This window comes from Pseudomonas sp. ABC1, assembly GCF_013395055.1.
Classification (GTDB): Bacteria; Pseudomonadota; Gammaproteobacteria; order Pseudomonadales; family Pseudomonadaceae; genus Stutzerimonas.
This window is the reverse complement of record NZ_CP058349.1, coordinates 3,736,168-3,759,311: the sequence shown is the minus strand read 5'-3', so window position 1 is coordinate 3,759,311 and position 23,144 is coordinate 3,736,168. Positions and strand designations below refer to the sequence as shown.

Below are 23,144 nucleotides of genomic sequence, written 5' to 3'. Positions count from 1 at the left end.
GAGCGACAATGAAAATACGCTGGCGACTTATCCTTGTGGCACTCATCTCCCTGGCCTTCTGGATACTGGCGGACGTTGCCTATGTCCTGTCCGGGCAGCCCTACGGCATTGCCGGCAGTGCGGGCTATTTAATGCTGCCGGCCCTCGCGGCGGCCTTCGCCTGGGCGGTCTGGCCGGCCTTTCCCCGCCAGCCGGAACCACTGCGCAGCCTGCTGCGGGTACTGGCCACGCTGGGCGTAGTGTTCGTCTGGCTGCTGCCGGCGCTCTACTGGGTCACCCAGGTGCATATCGCCATTGGCGGCAGGCTCTGAGAAGCTGCGACAGCGGCACAAGACCGTGTAGCGGCCCGATCAGCGAAACAGGAATTTCCACAATGAACCCCGTGATACAGGAAGAACCTTCCGGCTGCGGTATCGCCGCGGTGGCGAATATCCTTGGCCACACTTACGCGCAGATGAAGGAAATCGCCAACGCGCTGGGCATCCACGCCGAGGACGAGGCACTTTGGTCCGATACCCGTTACGTACGCCGCCTGCTCGCCATGGCGGGCGTCAGGACCTCAGAGCAGGAAAACCCGTTCACCTCCTGGGACAACCTGCCCGACCTCGCACTGCTATCGATCAAGCACCATGAAGTGGAAGGGCGGAATTTCTGGCATTGGGTGGTGTTTTCCCGGCAGCAGGGCCGGCCACTGGTACTGGACTCCGCCAGCTACCTGCCGGAAAACCTGCGAACCGACTTCCACGCCATGCAGCCCAAATGGTTTATCGAAGTCAGTCGCCCGGAAAATCCGTAGGGCGCGCCCCGCGCACCGGCCTCAGATACACCAGGCGCTCACAGCAGCGCCTGGTAGAAGCGCAGCTCGCACATAAGCGCATCGGCGAGGTTTTCCGCCTGGCGAAAGCCATGTCGTTCCTGCGCATACAACCGGTACTCGACCGGCACACCCCTGGCGCGCAGGGCCACCACCATCGAGGCAGTCTGCTCCGGTAGCACCACGGCATCCTGCCCACCCTGGAAGAAAATCACCGGCGTCTCGATCCGTTGCGCATTGTGCAAGGGCGCACGCGCCCTGTAGCGAGCGGCCTGGCGTTGCGGATCGCCGATCAGCCAGTCGAGATAGTCGGCCTCGAACTTGTGCGTGACGCGCCGCAGGCTGAGTGGATCGCTGACGCCATAGAGGCTCGCAGCGCCACGGAAACAGGTGTTCCCCACCAACGCATTCAGGGCTGTATAGCCTCCAGCGCTGCCACCGCGAATGAATGTCCGTCCGGCATCGACCAGCCCCTCATCAGCCAAATGGTTGCGCAATGCATGGGCATCCTGCACGTCGAACACGCCCCACTGACCCCGCAGGCACTGGCGGTACTCGCGCCCGAAACCGCTGCTGCCCCGGTAGTTCAGGTCGGCCACGGCAAAACCGCGTTGCGTCCAGAACTGGATACGCGGATCGAATACCGGGTAGCAGGCCGATGTCGGTCCGCCATGCAGAAAGACCACCAGCGGGGGGCGCTCATCCCCCATATCCAGGCCTGGCGCGACAACCGGCGGATAGAAGAACGCATGGGCCTTGCCTTCGCCGCTCTCGAAGCACAGCGCTTGTGGCCGAGACACGCGCTCGGGCGGCACGGGATACGCTCCGCCCGCCAGTACGCGCACGGCCCCCGTGCGACGCTCGATGGCGAGCACGGCCGGCAAGCGGTCCTCGGCGGCGGCAATGCAATAAAAGAAGCCTTCGTCCCAGGACAACTGGCGAAAACGGCTGAAATCGGCTGCAAGGCGCCGCTCCCTGCCCTGCCCATCCCGCAGGATCAGATGCCCGAAGCCCTGGTCGAGACGGCACAGCAGCAGTTCATCACCCAGTGGCAGGTAGCTGACCACACCGAGTTGCCAGGGGCTTGGCGCATGGTCGAAGCGGCTGTCCGCCATCAGCGGTCGCATATTGCCTTCCGTCCAGCGCCAGGGTTGCCACCAGCCATCGGCATCGCCCATGCAATACAACTGCCCCTCACGGCAGAAACGCGGCTGCTGCCAGGACACGTCCTGCCCTCCGGCCGTTCTGTCAGCCAGGCACTGCGCGCCCTGCCAGCCGCCTGCCCCCCACTGCGCCTGGCACAGACGCGTGCATGTCCAAGGCTGTTCGGGGCGCTGCCATTCGATCCAGGCGAGCGTGGAGCCATCCGCCGACAGGCAGGGCCCGGCATAGAAATCCCGCCCCTCGGCCACCACCGTGCGCCGCGCATCGGCCAATCCGATGCTGACCAGGCGGTGGATGACGCCCTGGTCGCCCTGTTCTTCCTCGACCGCCAGCAAGGCCTGTCGCTGCGGGTCGAAACACAGGTCGCCATAGCGGCAACCTTCGCGCAGTGATACCCGCTGCGGCGCGCCCTCCAGCGTCTGCTGGTAGAGCTGCTGGTCAGACTCGTTGACGAAGGCCACGCCCCGCTCGGTCATGCACAGAGCGCCGCCCCCGTACTCATAGACCCGGCTGCGCAGCGAGAACCCAGCCGGCGTCAGGCAACGTGCCTGTCCGTCGCGATGAAACCAGAGCCGGCACGCGCCCAGCGTCGGTTCGAACAGGGTCCAGAACAGGCCGCCGTGCCCCGCCTGCAACTCGGCGAAATCGCCACTGGCGGCAGCCGCCTGGTCAGCACTCCAGTCGCCGGGCCAGAAACCGAACCCGAATGTGGTTTTAGTCATTTTCAGCACCATGACACGATCCCGCGACCATAGGTCGCCATCGTCCATTCAGCCATCATATTTGTTGTAGCCTGTCACCCTTGGCGGCTACCTTACAGGCTGTCGCCGAAACGACACCTGAAATTTTGCAGGCAATACCTTCGACGCCTGCTTATACTGGGCGCCCCCTGAAACCATGGAGATATTCTCGTGAACAAAGCCGAATTGATCGAAGCGATCGCCGAGTCCGCCGACCTGCCGAAGACCACCGCCAGCCGTGTACTGGATGCCTTCACCGACACCGTCACCGCAGCTCTGCAGAAAGGCGACAGCGTAGCCCTGGTCGGTTTCGGTACTTTCGCAGTCAAAGAGCGTGCAGCCCGTGATGGCCGCAACCCGCAGACTGGCGCCACGATCAAGATCGCCGCGGCCAAGCTGCCTGGCTTCAAGCCCGGCAAAGGTCTGAAAGACGCCGTGAACTGAGTCATCCGCGTCCCCGATCGATAGAACCTGTTTCACGCAGGATTCCATCGGGGACGTTCTACCCCGCCACGCTTCCCCCCACCCGCAAGACCCCCGTATCGATGGCCAGGTGCACCAGTTCCGCATGGGAGCTGACCTGCAGCTTGCTCTTGAGCATCGTCAGGTAGTTGGAAACCGTCTTGCCGCTGATGCACAGTTGCTCGGCGATACGCTTGGCCGGCATTCCCTTGGCCAGCATCACGAAAATCTCGAACTCACGCTGGGTCATGCCGCGCAGCCTGGGATTCTCGCTGGCGTCCGACTGTGGCTGGCAAGCCAGCTCCGTGGCCAGCGGCTGTTCGATATAGGGATACCCCGCCAGAATCCGCCGCACCGCCTCCACCAGTACATCCGGCGAAGCCTTCTTGGTGACGTAGCCACAGGCACCGGCCTGCATGGCCTGGCGTACCAGTGACAACTCGTCGTGCATGCTGAAGAACAGCACCGGCAATTGCGGCAGGCGCACCAGCATGCGCCGGGTGGTCTCCAGGCCGCTGATGCCTGGCAAGCCGATGTCCATGATGACCAGGCTGGGAATGTCCGCCTGGATCTTCAGCAAGGCCTCCTCGCCATCCCGCGCCTCGCTGACCTGGGCCTCGGGCAGCAGCACGCGCAACAGGCTCGCACAGCCTTGCCGCACCATCGCGTGATCGTCCACCAACAGAATCTTCATAGGCTGTGCCCTCGCCTGCCAACCGCTCCGGGCGCGTCAAGCGCCGGGCCTTTGCCCCATCCTAGAGAGCGCGGCACGGCATCGACCTACTACCTTGGTATCGCCCCCGTACTACTTTGGCGAAAAGCCCCGGCGCACCGCGCCGCACCGGCTCGAAAACCAGTACTTTGGTACTGGTTTCATTCACCAACGTAGGATTCCAAAGCAACACCCTTTGCCCTGTAATGAAAACCAAGTCATCAAGGCGTACAGGACAGTCGATGGGACAGATACTGTTGTTACCCCTGCTGGTCGTGGCTCTGCTGCTGGGCAACGCGCAGGCCGGCGAAGAGCTGCCCCTGTTCAATGCCGAAGGCTACCGCCAGGAGCACTACCGGAGCCCGACGCCCGAGCAGGCGCCCGGGGCCGTGACGGTCGACACCGCCGCCCTGCGCCAGCTACTCGAACGCCAGCCAGACGCCGTACTGATCGATGTGTTCCGCAGCACCTGGCGCTTCGGGCAATTCATCGAAGACCAGCCCCACAGCAACCTGCCCGACAGCATCTGGCTGGCCAATACCGGGGATGGCGCGCTGGCGCCTGACTGGGAAAGATATTTCACCCGCAACCTGGAAAGACTCAGCCAGAATCGCAAGGATGCCCCGATCGTGTTCTATTGCCGCTCCGACTGCTGGCTGGGCTGGAATGCCACGCGGCGCGCACAGGCCATGGGTTATACGCAGCTGTACTGGTATCGCGACGGCATCGACGGCTGGCAGCAGGCCGGCCTGCCCCTGCATGACGCCACACCGGAGCCTTTCGCGGCGCCTTGAAGCGCCGGCAGCACGCCACGCCATAATCACAACAACAAGATAAAGGTAACCTGCCATGTACAAGATTCTTATCGCAGACGACCATCCACTGTTTCGCGAAGCAATCCAAAACGTCATCAGCGACGGTTTCCCCGGCAGCCAGATCATGGAGACCTCGGACCTCGACGCCGCGCTCGCCCTGACCCTCGAACACGACGACCTGGACCTGATCCTGCTGGACCTGAACATGCCCGGCATGCACGGTCTCAACGGCCTGATCAACCTGCGCAACGAGGCACCGACCATCCCGGTGGTGATCGTCTCCGCCGAGCAGGACAAACAGGTGGTCCTGCAAGCCATCACCTATGGCGCGGTGGGTTTCATCACAAAGTCCTCGCCACGGGCACAGATGACCGAAGCCATCGAGCAGATCCTCAACGGCAACGTCTACCTGCCCTCGGACATCATCCGCAGCCAGAAGACCTCCCAGCGCAGCTCGCAGCACAGCGAGCCGGGCATTCCTCCGGAGCTGCTGCAGGCACTGACGCGCAAGCAACTGCTGGTGCTCGAACGCATGGCCAAGGGCGAATCCAACAAACAGATCGCCTACAACCTGGACATCGCCGAAACCACGGTCAAGGCTCACGTCTCGGCCATACTGCGCAAGCTCAACGTGCACAACCGGGTACAGGCCATCCTCTCCGCCGGCGATATCGACTTCGCCGCCTACCTGCGCCGCTGAACGCACGACGGCGCACCTGGCCTGGTCGGCACGGTGCGCACCGTTGCTTTATCATTGCGCTTCATTTTCCTGCGAGCGGCCTTCGGGCAGACAGCGAAGGAAGGCGCTCGGTGATGCGACGGCCATGTCCGACCACACAGCATCAGGCCTTCACCACCTCCCGCTCGCCACAGCCTCCAGCCCGCGGAAACCGACAATGCGCAAAGCCATGGCACGCCATATCCTGGTCAAGACAGAGGCCGAAGCCCTGCAATTGAAAAAACGCCTGCTCAACGGCGAAGCCTTCGACGTACTGGCCAGAAAGCACTCCACCTGCCCTTCCGGCAAGAAGGGCGGCGACCTCGGCGAAGTCCGCCCTGGCCAGATGGTCCACAGCATCGACCAGGCGATCTTCAAGAAGCCCCTGCGTGACATCCACGGCCCGATCAAGAGCCAGTTCGGCTACCACCTGCTGCAGGTGTTCTACCGCGAGTGACGGGGCAAGTATTGCCAGCGTTCATTACCCCTCTCCCGATTGCGGGAGAGGGCTGGAGTGAGGGAGAAAGACACAAGAACCCTCTTCTGGGGCCATGCCCCATGAATCGGAGGGAAGAAAAGCTTCATGCAATTGCCCTGCGGGTGTTGCCAGCCCGCGGAGCATTCGTCATAATGCGCCGCATCCCGATTTCAGGCTTTTGAAAAAGCCAATGCAATCAACGAGTTGCTAATCATAAAGCACTCGTGAAGCTTGCCAGACAAGCTTGGGAACTGAGGCCGGTTGGCAGAGTGGTTATGCAGCGGATTGCAAATCCGTGTACGCCGGTTCGATTCCGACATCGGCCTCCATATTCGAAAGCCCCGTGAACGCTGGTTCACGGGGCTTTTTCTTTGCCTGCGGGAAAGTGATCACCCCGGCGCAGTGACGAGGCAATCAGGACTTTCCCCGCCTATCACTCTCGGCGCTTGCGAGAAGAAACCAGCAGCGCCAGGCCGGTCAGCAGGAAGCCGGGGGCCATGTAGAAAAACGTGGGGATGTCCGCTGCCATGCCGATGATGGTGAAGACCACACCGCAACACAGCAGGGGGATTGCCAGGATTCGTTGGGGGTTTGGGTTCTTTTCCATGACATCTCTCGACCATGCTAGGGGCGGCCACTCTACCGGCATGCCTCGCCCACCGCCAGTCGTTCACCAGTCCGCTCGCAGTGGTGCGAGCACGCAGCACATGGCTGGACCTGCGGGCAAACGGGCGATGTATATCCTTCGTTGGCACTCAGGTTAATTTCCCGTCCATACCAATATGCAAAAATCAAATTACAGCCGCTGTTGTCCGATGCAATAATCCACGACCGGTCAGGCGCGCATCGCCAGCGGCGCCCGGTCCAGCCCATGAACCCACATGATGAGTGCCCGACATGAAAATCGATGACATGGACGCCTTCGTCGCCGTCATCCGTTGCCAATCCACCAACCTGGCAGCCGAAGCCCTGCAATTGACACAACCGGCCATCACCCGCCGCGTGCAGAACTTCGAGGAAGACCTGGGCGCCAACCTGCTTGACCGCAACACCAAGCCACTCAAGCCGACGCCCATGGGCTGGCGGGTCTACGAACAGTGCAAGGCGATCCTGCGCGAGATCGACACCCTGCGCGAACTGGTGGCCAACGACGGCATACCCAGTGGTTCACTGCGCCTCGGTGTGCCCCAGACCATCGGCGACGTGGTGTTGCTCGACGCCTTGCAGCAGATCCGCGAGGATTTTCCCGATCTGCGCACCCAGGTCATCAACGGCTGGGGCAGCAGCCTGATCAGCAAGATGGAGAACGGCGAACTGGACGCCGCCGCCGCGCTGTTCCCGGCGGGCAAGATATTCCCCGAAGGCATCACCGGGCACTCCATCGGCCGCATGCAACTGCAAGTGGTCGCGGCCAAAGGCAGCATGCCCAAACGCCACTACAAGCTGAAGGATTGCTACACCCTTGGCTGGGTACTGAACCCCGACGGCTGCGGCTTCCGCGCCGGCCTGCAACGCGCCCTGGCGGAACAGGGGCTGTCCTTGCAGATCAACCTGGAGACCTTCGGCACCGAGCTGCAACTGGGCCTGGTGGCCAACGGCATGGGACTGGGCCTGGTACCCGCCCCGCTGCTCGCCAACAGCCGCCATGTCGATCGACTGGAAACCGTCAGCATCAGCGACTTCAAGCCCATGATCGACCTGTGGCTGCTGCACCCACGCTACCTGGGCAACCTGCAGGAGCCGGTGGAGCTGTTCGGCAATGTGGTCGCCCAGCGTTTGGGCAGCCAGGAGTGAGAGCAGTCACAATATAAACAAAACACATATTCTAAAGAATATAAATCAAATCAACTGATAATTAGCATAGAACCAAAAATACTTTTACATGCTGCTTCTATAAGAATACGGTCTCAAGGGCCAGGCAGGAGCACAGGCTGCCCGGCTCTCCATAGACCGATATCGCGAGCAGCCCATGAGCGTTCCAGCACCGTCTTCCGCCGCCCTCTCCACACCTTCGTTCACCCGCGCCCCCAGGGCTCCCGGCGGCAGTGAACTTGATGACCTGCTGGACGAAATCACCCGCACCCTCGCCGCGACTGCCGCCGAGTATGACCGCAGCGGCCGGTTCCCCACGGAAAACTTCGCGCTGCTGCACCAGCATGGCCTGCTCGCCCTTACCGTACCGGAGTCGCTCGGCGGCGCTGGTGGCGACCTGGCGACCGCGCGCAAGGTCATCGCAGCAGTTGCCAAAGGCGAGCCGTCCACCGCACTGATCCTGGTGATGCAGTACCTGCAGCACTTCCGACTGCAATCCAACGAACGCTGGCCCGAGCACCTGCGCCATCGCCTTGCCCGTGAGGCCGTCGAGGATGGCGCCATGGTCAACGCCTTCCGGGTCGAGCCGGAACTGGGCACTCCGGCACGCGGCGGCCTGCCCGCGACCATCGCCCGCCGCAGCGCAGAAGGCTGGCGCATCAGCGGACGCAAGATCTACTCGACCGGCAGCCACGGTATCCACTGGTATGTGGTGTGGGCCCGCAGCGACGACGCCGATCCGTTGGTCGGTGGCTACCTCGTGCACCGGGATACCCCCGGCATCACTATCGTCGACGACTGGGACCACCTGGGCATGCGCGCCACCTGCAGCCATGAGGTGCGCTTCGACGATGTGCTGATCCCGCTCGACCATGCCGTCGGCGTCAGTCCCTGGAGCGCGCCCCGCCCGGAGCTGGATGGCGAAGGCCTGCTGTGGATGTCGGTCCTGCTGCCGGCCATCTATGACGGCGTGGCCCAGGCCGCGCGCGACTGGCTGGTGGACTTCCTCGCCACCCGCACACCGTCCAACCTCGGCGCACCGCTGTCCAGCCTGCAACGCTTCCAGGAAATCGTCGGTCGCATCGACTCGCTGCTGCTGAACAACCGGGTGCTGCTCGACTCCGCCGCACGCGGTCAGTTGGAGGCGCGCCACGCCGGCCAGCTCAAGTACCTGGTCACGAATAACGCCATCCAGGCCGTCGAGTTGGCCATCGAAGCCTCCGGAAACCCCGGTTTGTCGCGGCGCAATCCGTTGGAGCGCCACTACCGCGACGTGCTGTGCAGCCGAATCCACACACCGCAGGACGATGTCGCCCTCAGCGCCGTTGGCCGTGCGGCCTTTGCCAGTCTCGACAACCGGGAGCATGCACGATGAGCGAAGTCCTGATCGCCAGCCAGCTCGATGCCGACGCCAACGACTACCTGCGCCAGCGCCTGCCGGGCCAGCACATCGTCGATATCGAACCGGGTCCGGAGGCCCTGGGCAAGCTGCCCGAACAAGCCAGCGTATTCATCGTCCGGCCGATCAACGTACGTGGCGTGAACGTCGCCGAGGCCCCGCCCGGCTGGCCGTGGAAGCTGAACTGGGTGCAACTGGGGTCCTCCGGAATCGACTTCTACCCGCGCTGGCTGTTCGACGCACCGCAAGTCACCAGCGCCAAGGGCGCCAATGCCAACCATGTGGCGGAGTTCGCCCTGGCCGCCGTGTTCGCCGGGGCCAAGCGCCTGCCGGACATCTGGGTAAAGAATGACGATTGGCACTTCACCTACCTGCAGCCGCTGCAGGGCAGCACGCTGGGCATCCTCGGCTTTGGCGCCATCGGCCAGACCCTGGCACGCAAGGCGCAAGCGCTGGGCATACGGGTACTGGCACTGGGGCGCCCCGGCCACCCGCTCGCCGAGGCTCCCGGTGTCGAGACGGCCAGTGGCATCGAACAGTTGTTCGCCGAATCGGATCACCTGGTCATCGCCGCACCGCTGACCGAGCAGACCCGCCACCTGATCGGCCGTCACGCGCTGGCCCACGCCAAACCAGGCCTGCACCTGATCAACCTGGCCCGTGGCGGCCTGCTCGACCAGCAGGCCTTGCTCGAAGCCCTGGAGGATGGCCGCCTGAGCCGCGCCACCCTGGATGTCACCGACCCCGAGCCGTTACCCAACGGGCACCCGCTCTATCTGCATCCACGGGTGCACATATCGCCGCACACCTCGGCGCTGTCCACAGACGGCAAGACACGTTTCGTCGACAGTTTCGTCGATAACTTCCAGCGCTACCGCCAGCGCACGCCACTGAACAACCTGGTCGATATCCAACGCGGCTACTGAACCGCGTACCACTTCCGCCAAACGTGCCTACCCTTTTCACTGGAGCTTCCCATGAGCACAAGCACACTCGCCGCCACCCCGATCACTACAATCCGCCAGCGCGTCAGCGCGGAAGAATGGGAGGTGCGCGTCAAGCTCGCAGCCGCCTACCGCCTGGCCGCCCTGTTCCGCTGGACAGACCACATCTACACGCACTTCTCCGCACGCGTGCCAGGCAAGGAAGAACACTTCCTGATCAATGCCTACGGCCTGCTGTTCGACGAGATCAGCGCGTCCAACCTGGTCAAGGTGGACATCGACGGCACCATCATCGACGACCCGCTGGGCCTGGGCATCAACCAGGCCGGCTACGTCATCCACAGCGCCATCCACCGTGCGCGCCCCGACCTCAAGGCCGTGCTGCACACCCACACCCGCGACGGCGCCGCCGTCTCGGCCCAGCGCGATGGCCTGCTGCCGCTGTCCCAGCATGCCCTCGCCTATTACGGCCGGGTCTCCTACCACGACTATGAAGGCGTGGCGCTGGACCTGGACGAACAGGTGCGGCTGATCGCCGACCTGGGCGACAGCAACATCTTCATCCTGCGCAATCACGGCCTGCTCACCGGCGGTGTCAGCGTCGAACACGCCTTCCGCGAACTGCATGGGCTGGAGCGTGCATGCAATATCCAGATCGCCGCCCAGGCCGGCGGCAATGCCGACCTGCTGCATGCACCGCAGGCAGCCATCGACAAGGTCGCACGCCAGCGCGAAGCCTTCTCCAACGGCGAGAACCCCGGCATCGCCCGTCACTGGGATGCGCTGATCCGCCAATTGGAACGCGAAGGCGACGCGTACAAGCATTGACCCCGGGCGAGCGTGTTTGCCTCAGCGGATGGACTGGGCCAGGAAATCGACGAAAGCCCTCACTTTGACGGGGCGATAACGTGCCGTGGGAAAGACCGCATGGATATCGCCGCGTGGCAGGCTCCATTGCGGCAATACAGCCACCAGACGGCCTTCGACAAGGTCGGTACTCACCACATAGTCAGGCAGTACCGACAGCCCCGCCCCGGCCAGGACCGCCTCGCGAACCGCCAGCGTGGCGTTGAACATGAGATCGCCCCGCATCGAGACCTCATGGCGCTCCAGCGCACCACGAGAAAACGTCCAGCGGGTGGGTTCGCGCAGCGCCGTATTGACCACGAGGGGCAAGGCGCTGAGTTCGTCCGGTCGCGTAACGCTTGCCAGACGCTCACGCCACTGTGGCGCGGCAACCATGCGCTGCTCGAAACCGCCTATTCGCCGTGCCTGCAGATGTTGCTCGGTCAACCAGCCGACCCTGATCGCCAGGTCGATATCGCCTGTGGAGAGGTCCAGTGTCTGATCACTGAAGCGGGCGTCGACCTTGCAGTGCGGGTAGCGCTGTGAAAAGGCCGCGATGGCGGGCACGACCACGCCGACGCCATAGTCGAATGGCGCAGTGATGCGCAGCGTACCCGTCGGCTCGCTGGCCGCCTCGGCCAACTCGTCGAAGGCATCCCCGGCCTCCTTGAGGATCAGCGCACAGCGATAGTAAAAAGCCTGGCCCGCCTCGGTCAGGCTGACACGGCGCGTACTGCGGGTCAGCAGGGTACAACTGAACTCACGCTCAAGCCGGGCGACCTGCTGGCTCACCACGGCCTTGGTAATACCCAGCCGCTCAGCGGCAGCGGTGAAGGAGCCGGTCTCGACGACTGCGACGAAATAAGCAAGACGATTCAGATTGGACAGCATGGCAGCGTCTGGCGCCCCTTATTGTTAGTCAAAAACAGACAATTCGTTTACATCGTATGTATTTATTCGTCAACACAAGGACTTTAAGCTCCCTCCACATCGGACCCAGGAGTCTCCTGTGAACAAGACGCTGAGCTATCTCTTCGACCCGCTGTGCGGCTGGTGTTATGGCGCAGGTGGCCCCTTGCCGGAAATCCTCGCCAGTACCCGCCTGGAACTGCGCCTGCTTCCAACCGGCCTGTTCTCCGGCGCTGGCGCACGCCCGATGGACGAACAGTTCGCGGCCTACGCCTGGGGCAACGATCAGCGCATCGAGCGCCTGACCGGCCAGGCATTCAGCGAGCGCTATCGCGACAAGGTCCTTGCCGACCGCAGCCAGCTCTTCGACAGCGGCCCCGCGACCGTGGCCCTGACCGCGGTACACCTGAGCGCTGCCGAACGAGAGTTCGACGCGCTGAAAGCCATCCAGCACGCGCGCTATGTCGACGGCCTGGATATCACCAGCCTGCAAATCCTCGCCCACATCCTCGAAGGGCTTGGCCTGAATGACGCGGCCCAACGTCTTGTGGTGCCGGATGCCGCGCTGCGACAAGCCACTCAGGAACGTATCGCACAAGGCCGCGACCTGCTGGCACGGCTCGGTGCCAGCGGGGTTCCGACCTTCCTCCTCGAAGAAAACGGCCAGACGCGCCTGCTGCACGGCAGTGCCATCTTCTCCAATCCCCAGGCGTTCGCCAGCGAGTTGCAGAACGGCCACTGAACCACCCTGCGCCGGCCAAGTCGACTCCAGTGTCGGCAACAGCACTCGCCCTGACGGGCAGCCCCACAACGACCTTTCCACCCTCAAGAAGGTAAAGTGACATGAAAAAATCCCTGTTCGCCCTGTCGGCCTGTGCCCTTGCCATCAGCGCCTTGCTGGTGGGTTGCGACAAGAAAGACGAGCCCGTCTCCCAGGCACCACAGGCCACTGCGCCGCAGGCCCAACCCGGGGTCGAAGCCGCGCAAGAAACCCTGACCACCGATGTATTCAACCCAGGCGAAGCGGCGATCTTCGCCGTCTCCTCGGTCGTTGTTCAGGGCAAGCACGACGCCATCCTGATCGATGCCCAGTTCTCTGCGGATCAGGCACAGAAACTGGCAGAACGGATCAAGGCCAGTGGCAAGCGCCTGACCACCATCTACATCAGCCATGGCGATCCGGATTACTACTTCGGCCTGGACACCCTGCATGACGCCTTCCCGGAAGCCAGAATCCTGGCCACGCCCCAGACCATCGCCCACATCCAGGCAACAAAGGAAGAAAAGCTCAAGGTATGGGGCCCACAACTGGCCGAGAACGCGCCCAAGGAAATCATCCTGCCGCAACCGCTGGAGGGCGACAGCCTGGTCCTCGAAGGCCAGGAACTCAACATCATCGGCCTCGACGGCCCGACCCCGGACCGCACCTTCGTCTGGATTCCGTCGATCAAGACAGTGGCCGGTGGTATTCCGGTTCTGTTCGGCGAGCATGTATGGATTGCCGATACCCAGACGGCGGAGTCGCGCACCCAATGGCTGGAAACCCTGGACCGGATCAAGGCCCTGGAGCCGACGGTCGTCGTCCCCGGCCACTTCGTCGGCAGCCTGCCGCAAGGCCTGGGCGCAGTAGACTTCACCGCCGATTACATCCGCGCCTTCGATGAAGAAGCCGCCAAGGCCAGCAACTCGCAGGAACTGATAGCAGCCCTGAAGCAGCGCTATCCGGACCTGGGCGGCGAAAGCTCGCTGGAACTGAGCGCCAAAGTCATCAAGGGTGAACTTGAGTGGCACTGACAGGCCATTGAGCGCGAACCCAAGCCCGTCAGTGGAGCGCAAACGAAGGCTCCACTGACGGATCTTCACTCACCATCAAATACAAAAAACACATATAAGATTAAAAATATATGTGAAATATAAATAATAACAATATTCCAAAAAAGAATTTCATTTTGATTTTTTAGAAAAATACTATGCATGTCAGACATACGCGATCAATCACACCAGACCACTCGCAGGATCTTTCATGCCAGCCTCCAGTCGCCACGCCATTGCGTCTCCGAACAGACGCAGCAGGCATGTCCCCGAATCCGTACTGCGCCTGCTCAGCCCCCTGGCCATCCTGCTGCTCTGGGAACTGGCCTCCCGTTCCGGGCTCATTCCCTCGCGTGTGATCGCCGCCCCCAGCGAGATCGGCGGCACCCTCTGGGAGCTGATTCGCAGTGGCGAACTGGGCTATCACCTGCTGGTCTCCCTCAAGCGCGCGGTGCTGGGCCTGACCATAGGCGTGATCATCGGCACCGCCGCCGCGCTGGTCAGCGGCCTGTCGAAACGCGGCGAGGTGATCCTCGACTCACCCATGCAGATGCTGCGCACCATCCCTTCACTGGCGCTGGTGCCGCTGTTCATTCTCTGGTTCGGCATCGGTGAGTTCACCAAGATCGCGCTGATCGTCACCGGCACCACCTTCCCGGTCTACCTCAACCTGTTCGCCGGTATCCGCAATATCGACCCGAAACTGGTGGAAGCCGCCAACACCCTCGGCCTGAATCGTCGTGAACTGATCTGGCACGTGATCCTGCCCGGCGCCCTGCCCTCGTTCTTCGTCGGCCTGCGCTACTCCCTGGGTATCTCCTGGCTGGCCCTGGTGTTCGTCGAGCAGATCAACACCACCGCCGGCATCGGCTACCTGGCCAGCGACGCCCGCGACTTCATGCGCACCGACGTGATCGTCATCTGCCTGTTGATCTACAGCGCCCTCGGCCTGCTGATCGACGGCCTGATCCGTGCCCTGGAACGCTTCGCGCTGGTCTGGCGCCCATCCTTCGTGAGGAGCTGAGTGATGAACGCCCACACCCAAGCGCCCGCCGTCAGCCTGCGCAAGGTCGTTCGCCAGTTCGGCGAGAACCGCGTGATCGACGGGCTGGACCTGGACATCGCCCCTGGCGAATTCGTCGCACTGCTCGGCGCCAGCGGCTCCGGCAAGACCACCCTGCTGCGCTCACTGGCCGGGCTGGACCCGATCGACGCGGGTGAACTGCGAGTACCCGCCGCACGCTCGGCGGTGTTCCAGGAACCGCGCCTGATGCCCTGGAAGCGCGCCTGGAAGAACGTGACCCTCGGCTTGCGCGTGGACAACCCCCGCGAGAAAGCCGAGCAGGCACTGACCGAAGTCGGCCTGGCCCACCGGCTGAATGCCTACCCGGCGACCCTGTCCGGCGGCGAGTCGCAGCGCGTGGCGCTGGCCCGCAGCCTGGTGCGCGAGCCCAAGCTGCTGTTGCTCGACGAACCTTTCGCCGCCCTCGATGCCCTGACGCGCATCCGCATGCACCGGCTGATCATCCAGCTCTGGCGAGCCCATACGCCCGCGGTGCTGCTGGTCACCCATGACGTCGATGAAGCAATCCTGCTGGCCGACCGCATCATCGTGCTGCAACACGGCCATATCGCCGAGGAAATCCGCATCGAACTGGAACGCCCGCGCGCCAACGGCGACGCCGGCTTCAACGCGATCCGCCTGCGCCTGCTGGCACTGCTCGGCGTCGAGAAGGACGACCCCGAGGACATCGGCCAGGACCATAACCCATTCGGCTATCCGCTCAGCGCGATCGCCATCTGACCACCACGACGTAACCAATCAATAGCCAACCCCTGTACCCGAACCAAGGGCCAGTGCCGGTCATGCTTACACACAGGACGATCATGTATGCATCACACAGCCAAGCCCCTGGGCCTGTTCCCTCTCTCGACCCTGGCCCTCGCACTGGCCCTGGGCGCCCAGGCGCCGAACCTGGCCGCCGAGGAAGAGAAACGCCTGGAAACCGTCACCGTGATTTCCACCGGCCTGCGCGGCCAGCAGCGCACGGTGGCCGACAGCCCGGCACCGATCGACATCATCAATAGCGAGCAGTTGCTCAAGACTGGCCGCGCCGAACTGTCGGAGGCGATCTCGAAACTGCTGCCATCGTTCAACTTCGGCACCAATATCGCCGGCTACAACTCGGTCAACCGCCCCCTCAGCAACCGCAGCCTGGCCCCGGTCTACACCCTGGTGCTGGTCAACGGCAAACGGCGCCACAACGGCGCCACCGCGGCCCGCGGCTCCATCGACAACAGCGGCGCCAACGCGGTGGACATCGACCTGATCCCGGTCAGCGCGGTGTCCCATATCGAGGTACTCAAGGACAGCGCCGCCGCCCAGTACGGCTCGGACGCGGTCGCTGGCGTGGTCAATATCATCCTCAAGTCCAGCGCCTCCGGCGGGCATGTGGAAAGCAGCTACGGCAAGCTCTACTCGGGCCAGGGCGAGTCCATCAAATTCGCCGGCAACCAGGGCTTCGAGCTGGGCGACGGCGGCTTCTTCCACGCGTCGGCCGATGCCCGCAAACGCGGCACCGCCCAGTGGAACGACAAGGCCGACCGCAGCCTGCGCGCCTACGCCGACGATGCCCGCGAGGCCGCCTGGGATCGCGTCGCGATCAAGAACGGCGACCCGGACATCGAAGCCTTCAACCTGGCCTACAACGCCGAACTTCCGCTGGCCGACGACTTCTCGCTGTACTCCTACGCCACCTATGGCGAGCGCGATGCGGAAGCCTACAACTACTACCGCTTCCCCAATGGCACGGCGTCGGTGCCAGAGGTGTTCCCCAACGGCTACTACCCGGTCAACAACATCAAGGACACCGACTACCAGGCACTGTTCGGCGGCAAGGGCCGGCTCGCCGGCTGGGACTGGGACCTTTCCACCACCTATGGTCGCAACAACAACCATCACTCCAGCGACCTCAATATCAATCCCTCGCTGGGCACCGCCTCGCCGCTCAAATTCAATGACCTGGCCACCTTCCGCTTCGAGCAGTGGGTGAACAACCTCGATGTCACCCGCAGCTACGAAAACCTGTTCGACCTGAGCCTGCCGACCCAGGTGTCCCTGGGCCTGGAGCATCGCTGGGAGCGCTACAGCACCTTCGCCGGCGACGAGGCGGCCTACATCACCGGCAGCTATAACGCCGCCTCCGGCGCCCAGGCCGCGCTGACCATCCGACCGGAGAACGAGGTCGACCTGATCCGCAACAACGTGGCCGGCTACCTCGACCTGGGCTTCGACCCCAGCGACCGCTGGTACATCGGCGCTGCCGCACGGGTCGAGCACTACGACGACGATTCGGGCAACACCTTCGGCTTCAAGCTCAATTCGCGCTATGAACTGACCGACACCCTGGCGCTGCGCGGCACCCTCGGCAGCGGTTTCCGCGCCCCGTCGCTGACGCAGATCGCCTACAACGTCTACGACAACCGCGTCACCACCGATGCCTTTGGCAACGTAGTCCCGGCAGTCACCTACCTGACCCCGTCCGGCAGCGCCCTGGCCAAGGCCCTGGGTGGCGACGACCTGAAACCGGAAAAGTCGCGCAATCTGGGCCTTGGCCTGGCCTGGAAACCAGCGCCACGCACCAACATCACCCTGGACGCCTACCTGATCGACATCGACGACCGCATTACCCTGACCTCGAACGTGTACGGCAGCGCGGTCAACTCCATCATCGCCGCGGCCGGGTTGCAGGCCGGCACTTACGTCAACTTCTACACCAACGCCTTCGACACCCGCACCCGTGGCATCGACCTGGTCGCCGACCACAGCACCGACTTCGGCCGCTGGGGCGACGTACGCTGGAGCGCGGCGTTCAACTACAACAAGACCACCATCGAAGACGTCAAGCGCTCGCCCCAACTGCTGGCCGACGCAGGCATCAACCTGATCGGTCGCGACCGCAAAGGCGATCTCACCGTCGCCTCGCCACGCACCAAGTGGGTACTGGGAGCCAACTGGAACCTGGGCAACCTCTCCACCAGCCTGCAGACCACCCGCTACGGCTCCGTCAGCACCCTGGCGCTCAACAGCGTCGGCGACCGCAGCTTCGGCGCCAAGTGGGTCACCGACCTGGATGTCGGCTACACCTTCTTCGACCGGCTGACCCTCAGCCTCGGCGGCACCAACATCTTCAACGTGCGCCCGGACAAGAACGCCGTCTACAACGCCAACGGCCTGGCCCGCTACGGCAACCCGCCGTTCAGCCCCGCCGGCGGCTTCTGGTACACCAAGATCGCCTACGACTTCTGACCCGTTCGCCTGCCCCGCAGGACGCGGGGCGGGCCGCTCCACGAGGAAACGCCCATGCCGATGAGTTCCCTGCGTACCCTGGCCCGCCGCCTGGCGGGCCTCGCCCTTCCCCTCGCCGCCGCCCTCGCCCTGGGCGGCTGCTCGCCGTCCGAGGACAGCACGTCCGGCAAGACCCTGCGCATCGCCTTCTTCCTCGACAACCCCAACCTGACCAGCATCGACCCCTTCCAGGTCTACTGGATCGAGCACCGCGTGGTCCTGCGCAACGTCGCCGAATCCCTCACCGACCAGGATCCGCAAAACGGTGAGATCATCCCCTGGCTGGCGAAAAGCTGGGAGATCAGCGACGACGCCCTGAGCTACACCTTCCACCTGCGCGACGACGTCACCTTCAGCAACGGCGAGCGCTTCGACGCCCAGGCGGTGAAGACCGCCTTCGACAGCAACAAGGCCTTCGCCAGCGAACTGCCGAGCACCTTCGGCGCCACCTACCTGGCCGGCTACGACCATGCCGAAGTGCTCGACGACTTCACCATCAGGCTGGTACTGGCAAAACCCAACGCAGGCTTCCTGCAAGCCACCTCGACCACCAACCTGTCGATCCTCGCCCCCGAGTCCTACCGTGCGACGGAGCGCGAGCGCTCCCTCGGCAAGGTCATCGGCAGCGGCCCGTTCATCCTCGACAGCTACACCCCCGCCAGCGGCCTGCGCCTGGTCAAGCGCAGCGGCTATGCCTGGCCCTCGGCCAACGTGCGCAACCGTGGCGAAGCCCACCTCGACCGCGTGGAGGTCAGCTACGTCCCGGAGGAAAGCGTACGCAACGGCCAGTTCCTGCAGGGCCAGGTAGACATCCTGTGGCCGCGCAACCCGTTCTCCGAGGTCGACCTGGAGCTGTTCCAGTCCCGCGGTGCCACCATCCAGAGCCGCTCGCTGCCGGGCCCGGCGCTCAACCTCTACCCCAACACCCGCAATGGCCGCATCCTCGGCGACCGCGACGTGCGCCTGGCCGTGCAGAAGGCCATCGACCGCGCCAGCTACGCCAGCACCGTCTACAGCCCGGCGTTCCCGGTGGTGGACGGTGTCTACGACGTCACCACACCCTACTTCCGCAGCCAGGGCGCCAAGCTCGCCTACGACCTGCCGGGCGCCGAACGCCTGCTCGACCAGGCCGGCTGGAGCAAGGCGGACGACGGCTACCGCTACAAGGACGGCAAGCGCCTGACCCTGCGCTACAACCTGGCGCCGCAGGAAACCGCCGGCGACGTGCTGATCCAGGACCAGTTGCGCAAGGCCGGCATCGACCTGCAACTGGACGTGAAGACCTACGCCGAGTGGGCCGCGGCGAATGCGGCGGGCAACTATGACCTGGTCGCCTCCTACATGACCCGCGCCGACCCCATCGTGTTGCAGAGCATCCTCGACCCACGCAGCGCCAACAGCGTCACCCTGGCCACCAGCACCTACGCCCCGGACACCCTGGAGAAGGCCCTGGCGCTGTTCGACGCCGGCATCACTGCCACCGATAGCGAACAACGCGCCCGCGCCTACGGCGACCTGCAGGACCTGCTGATCGACGAAGGCTCGGCGTTGCCGATCTACGAACGCCTCTGGCAGGCCGCCACCTCGGCACGGGTGAAGGATTTCCACTGGTCCGCCGAAGGCTTCGCCTTCCTCAATGACATCGACCTGGAGGCACCATGACCCGCTACATGCTCGGCCGCGTCGCCCAGGCCCTGCTGGTGCTGTGGGGTGCCTACAGCATCACCTACTTCATCCTCTACCTGCTGCCGGGCGATCCGCTGTCGATCATGCTCAGCGCCTCCGGCCTGGAGATCGAGTCACTGTCGCCGGAAGCGCTGGCCCAGGCACGTGCCTACTACGGGCTGGACCGGGGCCTGTTCGAGCAGTACCTGAACCTGCTGCTGGGCGTCTTGCAAGGCGACTTCGGCCAGTCGCTGACGCAGAACCGCCCGGTGATCGAGCTGCTCGCCGAACGCCTGCCGCAGACCCTGGCCCTGGCCGGGCTGGCGATCCTGCTGTCGCTGGTGGGCGGCATCGGCCTGGCCTACCTCACCGCCTACGTGCGCTGGCGCCCGCTGAAAGTGGCGCTGACCCGCCTGCCCGCGCTGGGCTTCTCGGTGCCGGTGTTCTGGATGGGGCTGCTGCTGATCCAGGTCTTCGCCTTCAGCCTCGGCTGGTTCCCCGCCACCGGCAGCCTGGGCTTCGACAGCCTGGTATTGCCGGCGGTGACCCTGGCCATCCCCAGTGCGGCGGTCTACGCCCAGGTGCTGCAACGCAGCTTCCAGGGCATCTGGCGCGAGCCGTATATCGCCACCGCCTACGCCAAGGGCCTCAGCCGGGGCCAGGTGCAGGCGCGCCACGCGTTCAAGAACGCCGCCCTGCCGATCCTCACCCTGGTCGGCCTGCAGGTCGGCAACACGGTGTCCGGCGCAGTGCTGGTGGAAACCATCTTCGCCCGCAACGGCGTCGGCCGGCTGACCCAGGAAGCGGTCCTGCGCCAGGACATTCCGGTGGTGCTGGCGGTGGTCGCCATCTCGGCGACGGCCTTCGTCGTCATCAACCTGATCGTCGACCTGCTCTACCCGGCATTCGACCCCCGCATCGCCCACACGCCCAAGGTGTCCTCATGAGCGCTACCGATACGCCCATCGACCGCTTCAACGGCGTCCTGCTGAAACGAGCGTCCGACGCAAGAGCCCCGGCCAACGGACCGTGGCGACGCAGCAGCCGCCTGCGTCGCAGCCTCGATACCCTGCGACCACTGCTGCGCCGCCCCGGCTTCCTGCTGGCGTTCGCCATCGTCGTCTTCTCCCTGCTGGCGGCACTGGCACCGGGCCTGCTCAGTGGCTTCGACCCTTATGCCACTTCGCCCGCCGACAAGCTCACTGCCCCCAACGCCACCCACTGGTTCGGCACCGATGAACTCGGCCGCGACCTCTACACCCGCGTGGTGCATGGCGCCAGCCTGTCGGTACAGGCGGCCTTGCTGGCGGTCGGCATCGCCCTGCTCGGCGGCCTCGGCCTGGGCATCCTGTCCGGTTTCGCCGGTGGCCGAATCGACGCGGTGATCATGCGCTTCGTCGATGTGCTGCTGGCCCTGCCAGGCCTGCTGCTGGCCCTGGCGATCGTCACCGCCATCGGCTTCGGCACCCTGCCGGTGGCCATCGCCGTGGGCGTCGGCATCATCCCCGGCTTCGCCCGCACCACCCGCGCCGAAGTGCTGCGGGTCAAGACCCTGCCCTACGTCGAGGCCGCGCGCCTGGGTGGCGCGAGCTGGGGACGCACCCTGCTGCGGCATATCCTGCCCAACGCCTGGGGGCCGGTGGCGGTGCTCGCCACCCTGGACTTCGGCGCGGCCATCCTCGCCACCGCCGGCCTGAGCTTCCTCGGTTTCGGGGCGGCGCCACCAGCAGCCGAATGGGGCACGCTGATTGCCAACGGCCGGCACTTCCTCATCACCGCGCCCTGGGTTTCGCTGCTGCCGGGGCTGTTCCTCGTCGCCGTGGTGTTCAGCCTCAACCATATCGCCCGCACCTTCGAGGAAATCCAGCGATGAGCGACCGCCAGCCCCTGATCGACGTCCGCCACCTGAGCGTCGCCTACCGCTCCGCGGGCCAGACCGCCCAGGCCGTGCAGGACGTGTCCTTCCATATCGAGCAAGGCGAGACCCTGGCCATCGTCGGCGAATCCGGCTCCGGCAAGACCACCCTGGCCAACGCCATTCTCGGCCTGCTGCCGGAGAACGCCGAAGTCAGCGCCGGACAGTTGTACGTCGACGGCCTGGACATCAGCCATGCCTCTGAACGCAGCAAGCGCCAGTTGCGTGGCCGCACCATCGGCCTGGTACCGCAGGACCCGATGGTCAGCCTCAATCCGACCCTGCGCATCGGCCGGCAGATCGCCGAGGCGCTGATCCTCGCCCATGGCAGGCGCTACCCAGGCGTGGATGCAGACGTCGTCGAGCTGCTGCAACAGGTCGGTCTGGACAAGCCGGTGCTGCGCGCCCGCCAGTACCCCCATGAGCTTTCCGGCGGCATGCGCCAGCGCGTGCTGATCGCCATCGCCCTGGCCGGCAATCCCCGGCTGATCATCGCCGACGAGCCGACCAGCGCGCTGGACGTCACCGTGCAACGGCGCATCCTCGACCACCTGGAGCGACTGGTGCACGAGCGTGGCATCTCGCTGTTGATCATCACCCACGACCTCGGCGTGGCCGCCGACCGCGCCGACCGGGTACTGGTGATGAAAAGCGGCCACCTGCTCGAACAGGGGCCGCCCCGGCAAATCCTGCTGGCACCAACCCAGGACTACACCCGCGCCCTGATCGCGGCGGCACCGGCCTTCGCAGCCCGCCGTGCACCACCCGCCCCCGCCGCCAGCGGCACGCCGCTACTGGCCCTGGAGAATGTCGGCAAACAGTACCGACTGCCCGCCGTGAAGGGCGAGGACGCCGTGTTCCAGGCCCTGCAAGACGTCAGCCTGGCCGTCTACCCCGGCCAGACGCTGGCCATCGTTGGCGAATCCGGCTCCGGCAAGAGCACCGCCCTGCGCATCGCCCTCGGCCTGGAGAAACCCGACCAGGGCCGCATCCTGTTCGCTGGCGAGGACGTCACCGGCCACGGCTGGCGCCAGTTCCGCCCGCTGCGCCGGCGCATGCAACTGGTGCAGCAGAACCCTTTCGCCGCCCTCGACCCGCGCTTCTCGATCTTCGACAGCATCGTCGAACCGCTGGTGTCCTTCGGCCTGGCCAAGGGCCGCGAACTGGAACAGGCGGCGCGCCGCCTGATCGACCTGGTGCACCTGCCACAGGCCTACCTCGACCGCCTGCCCCGCGAACTCTCCGGTGGCCAGCGCCAACGGGTGGCCATCGCCCGCGCCCTGGCGCTGCAACCGGACCTGCTGCTGCTCGACGAACCGGTGTCGGCGCTGGACGTCTCGGTACAGGCACAGATCCTCGACCTGCTCGGCGAGCTGCAACGGGAGCTGGGCGTCGCCTATGTGCTGGTCTCCCACGACCTGGCCGTGGTCGCCAGCGTCGCCCACCAGGTGCTGGTACTGAACAGGGGCCAGGTGGTGGAACAGGGCCCGGCGAGCCAGGTCTTCGACACCCCCGCCAGCCCCTACACCCGCGAACTGCTCGATGCCATCCCCGGCAGCCATTTGGCTCAGGCGTCCTGATGGGTACAGAA

23 protein-coding genes and 1 tRNA gene are annotated in these 23,144 nt (G+C 64.7%); 20 read left to right on the top strand and 4 right to left on the bottom strand.

Features of this window, described 5'->3' with window-relative positions:
- Positions 1-8: 8 nt before the first annotated feature.
- On the top strand, positions 9-311 hold the full coding sequence (locus tag HW090_RS16545) for a hypothetical protein (RefSeq protein WP_179114557.1): 303 nt from the start codon (positions 9-11) through the stop codon (positions 309-311).
- A 62-nt stretch (positions 312-373) separates the two neighbouring features.
- Positions 374-796: a hypothetical protein gene (locus tag HW090_RS16540; protein ID WP_179114556.1), complete on the top strand. Its 423-nt coding sequence runs from the start codon at positions 374-376 to the stop codon at positions 794-796.
- A gap of 38 nt (positions 797-834) precedes the next feature.
- Here the strand turns inward: HW090_RS16540 and HW090_RS16535 are convergent, their stop codons facing one another.
- Positions 835-2,700 carry a S9 family peptidase gene (locus HW090_RS16535; RefSeq protein WP_179114555.1) on the bottom strand — a complete coding sequence of 622 codons (1,866 nt, stop codon included), beginning with the start codon at positions 2,698-2,700 and terminating at the stop codon, positions 835-837.
- A gap of 189 nt (positions 2,701-2,889) precedes the next feature.
- Between HW090_RS16535 and HW090_RS16530 the strand changes: the two genes are divergently transcribed.
- A complete protein-coding gene (locus tag HW090_RS16530) occupies positions 2,890-3,162 on the top strand; it encodes an HU family DNA-binding protein (RefSeq protein ID WP_131183298.1) in 273 nt (90 codons plus the stop codon).
- Positions 3,163-3,220: 58 nt separating this feature from the next.
- Here the strand turns inward: HW090_RS16530 and HW090_RS16525 are convergent, their stop codons facing one another.
- Complete coding sequence (locus tag HW090_RS16525) at positions 3,221-3,874, bottom strand: response regulator transcription factor (protein WP_179114554.1); 654 nt, start codon at positions 3,872-3,874, stop codon at positions 3,221-3,223.
- A gap of 260 nt (positions 3,875-4,134) precedes the next feature.
- On the opposite strand from HW090_RS16525, the gene HW090_RS16520 reads away from it, so the two are divergent.
- The 4 genes from HW090_RS16520 to HW090_RS16505 all read left to right on the top strand — a co-directional run bounded on the left by HW090_RS16520 (position 4,135) and on the right by HW090_RS16505 (position 6,232).
- Positions 4,135-4,686 (top strand): PQQ-dependent catabolism-associated CXXCW motif protein, encoded by a 552-nt coding sequence (locus HW090_RS16520; RefSeq protein ID WP_179114553.1) that lies wholly within the window; start codon positions 4,135-4,137, stop codon positions 4,684-4,686.
- Between the two features lie 55 nt (positions 4,687-4,741).
- A complete protein-coding gene (locus HW090_RS16515; protein ID WP_179114552.1) occupies positions 4,742-5,407 on the top strand; it encodes a response regulator transcription factor in 666 nt (221 codons plus the stop codon).
- 196 nt (positions 5,408-5,603) lie between these two features.
- Positions 5,604-5,882 carry a peptidylprolyl isomerase gene (locus HW090_RS16510; protein WP_179114551.1) on the top strand — a complete coding sequence of 93 codons (279 nt, stop codon included), beginning with the start codon at positions 5,604-5,606 and terminating at the stop codon, positions 5,880-5,882.
- A 276-nt stretch (positions 5,883-6,158) separates the two neighbouring features.
- Positions 6,159-6,232: transfer RNA gene (locus tag HW090_RS16505), tRNA-Cys, on the top strand.
- 104 nt (positions 6,233-6,336) lie between these two features.
- Here the strand turns inward: HW090_RS16505 and HW090_RS16500 are convergent.
- The gene (locus HW090_RS16500) at positions 6,337-6,510 is read right to left on the bottom strand and encodes a hypothetical protein (RefSeq protein ID WP_179114550.1); all 174 of its coding nucleotides are present in this window, start codon (positions 6,508-6,510) and stop codon (positions 6,337-6,339) included.
- Between the two features lie 290 nt (positions 6,511-6,800).
- On the opposite strand from HW090_RS16500, the gene HW090_RS16495 reads away from it, so the two are divergent.
- The 4 genes from HW090_RS16495 to HW090_RS16480 all read left to right on the top strand — a co-directional run bounded on the left by HW090_RS16495 (position 6,801) and on the right by HW090_RS16480 (position 10,886).
- Entirely contained in the window at positions 6,801-7,697 is an 897-nt protein-coding gene (locus tag HW090_RS16495) for a LysR family transcriptional regulator (RefSeq protein WP_179114549.1), read from the top strand.
- Between the two features lie 175 nt (positions 7,698-7,872).
- Positions 7,873-9,090 carry an acyl-CoA dehydrogenase family protein gene (locus HW090_RS16490; RefSeq protein WP_179114548.1) on the top strand — a complete coding sequence of 406 codons (1,218 nt, stop codon included), beginning with the start codon at positions 7,873-7,875 and terminating at the stop codon, positions 9,088-9,090.
- Entirely contained in the window at positions 9,087-10,040 is a 954-nt protein-coding gene (locus HW090_RS16485; RefSeq protein WP_179114547.1) for a D-isomer specific 2-hydroxyacid dehydrogenase family protein, read from the top strand. Before HW090_RS16490 ends, HW090_RS16485 begins: the two co-directional genes overlap by 4 nt.
- A 51-nt stretch (positions 10,041-10,091) precedes the next feature.
- Positions 10,092-10,886 carry a class II aldolase/adducin family protein gene (locus HW090_RS16480; protein WP_179114546.1) on the top strand — a complete coding sequence of 265 codons (795 nt, stop codon included), beginning with the start codon at positions 10,092-10,094 and terminating at the stop codon, positions 10,884-10,886.
- Between the two features lie 21 nt (positions 10,887-10,907).
- On the opposite strand, the gene HW090_RS16475 is transcribed toward HW090_RS16480, so the two are convergent.
- Entirely contained in the window at positions 10,908-11,795 is an 888-nt protein-coding gene (locus HW090_RS16475; protein ID WP_179114545.1) for a LysR family transcriptional regulator, read from the bottom strand.
- A gap of 118 nt (positions 11,796-11,913) precedes the next feature.
- Here HW090_RS16475 and HW090_RS16470 point away from each other — a divergent pair, with 118 nt between their 5' ends.
- The 9 genes from HW090_RS16470 to HW090_RS16430 all read left to right on the top strand — a co-directional run bounded on the left by HW090_RS16470 (position 11,914) and on the right by HW090_RS16430 (position 23,133).
- Complete coding sequence (locus HW090_RS16470; protein ID WP_179114544.1) at positions 11,914-12,555, top strand: DsbA family protein; 642 nt, start codon at positions 11,914-11,916, stop codon at positions 12,553-12,555.
- A gap of 101 nt (positions 12,556-12,656) precedes the next feature.
- Complete coding sequence (locus HW090_RS16465; protein ID WP_179114543.1) at positions 12,657-13,607, top strand: MBL fold metallo-hydrolase; 951 nt, start codon at positions 12,657-12,659, stop codon at positions 13,605-13,607.
- 229 nt (positions 13,608-13,836) lie between these two features.
- A complete protein-coding gene (locus HW090_RS16460; protein ID WP_179114542.1) occupies positions 13,837-14,649 on the top strand; it encodes an ABC transporter permease in 813 nt (270 codons plus the stop codon).
- A 3-nt stretch (positions 14,650-14,652) separates the two neighbouring features.
- Positions 14,653-15,429 (top strand): ABC transporter ATP-binding protein, encoded by a 777-nt coding sequence (locus tag HW090_RS16455; protein WP_179114541.1) that lies wholly within the window; start codon positions 14,653-14,655, stop codon positions 15,427-15,429.
- An 87-nt stretch (positions 15,430-15,516) separates the two neighbouring features.
- Positions 15,517-17,934 (top strand): TonB-dependent siderophore receptor, encoded by a 2,418-nt coding sequence (locus tag HW090_RS16450; RefSeq protein ID WP_179114540.1) that lies wholly within the window; start codon positions 15,517-15,519, stop codon positions 17,932-17,934.
- 60 nt (positions 17,935-17,994) lie between these two features.
- Complete coding sequence (locus HW090_RS16445) at positions 17,995-19,635, top strand: ABC transporter substrate-binding protein (RefSeq protein ID WP_179114942.1); 1,641 nt, start codon at positions 17,995-17,997, stop codon at positions 19,633-19,635.
- A complete protein-coding gene (locus HW090_RS16440) occupies positions 19,632-20,585 on the top strand; it encodes an ABC transporter permease (protein ID WP_179114539.1) in 954 nt (317 codons plus the stop codon). The genes HW090_RS16445 and HW090_RS16440 overlap by 4 nt, the downstream gene beginning before the upstream one ends.
- Positions 20,582-21,511 carry an ABC transporter permease gene (locus HW090_RS16435; RefSeq protein WP_256930688.1) on the top strand — a complete coding sequence of 310 codons (930 nt, stop codon included), beginning with the start codon at positions 20,582-20,584 and terminating at the stop codon, positions 21,509-21,511. Before HW090_RS16440 ends, HW090_RS16435 begins: the two co-directional genes overlap by 4 nt.
- A complete protein-coding gene (locus HW090_RS16430; protein ID WP_179114538.1) occupies positions 21,508-23,133 on the top strand; it encodes an ABC transporter ATP-binding protein in 1,626 nt (541 codons plus the stop codon). The genes HW090_RS16435 and HW090_RS16430 overlap by 4 nt, the downstream gene beginning before the upstream one ends.
- Positions 23,134-23,144: the final 11 nt, after the last annotated feature.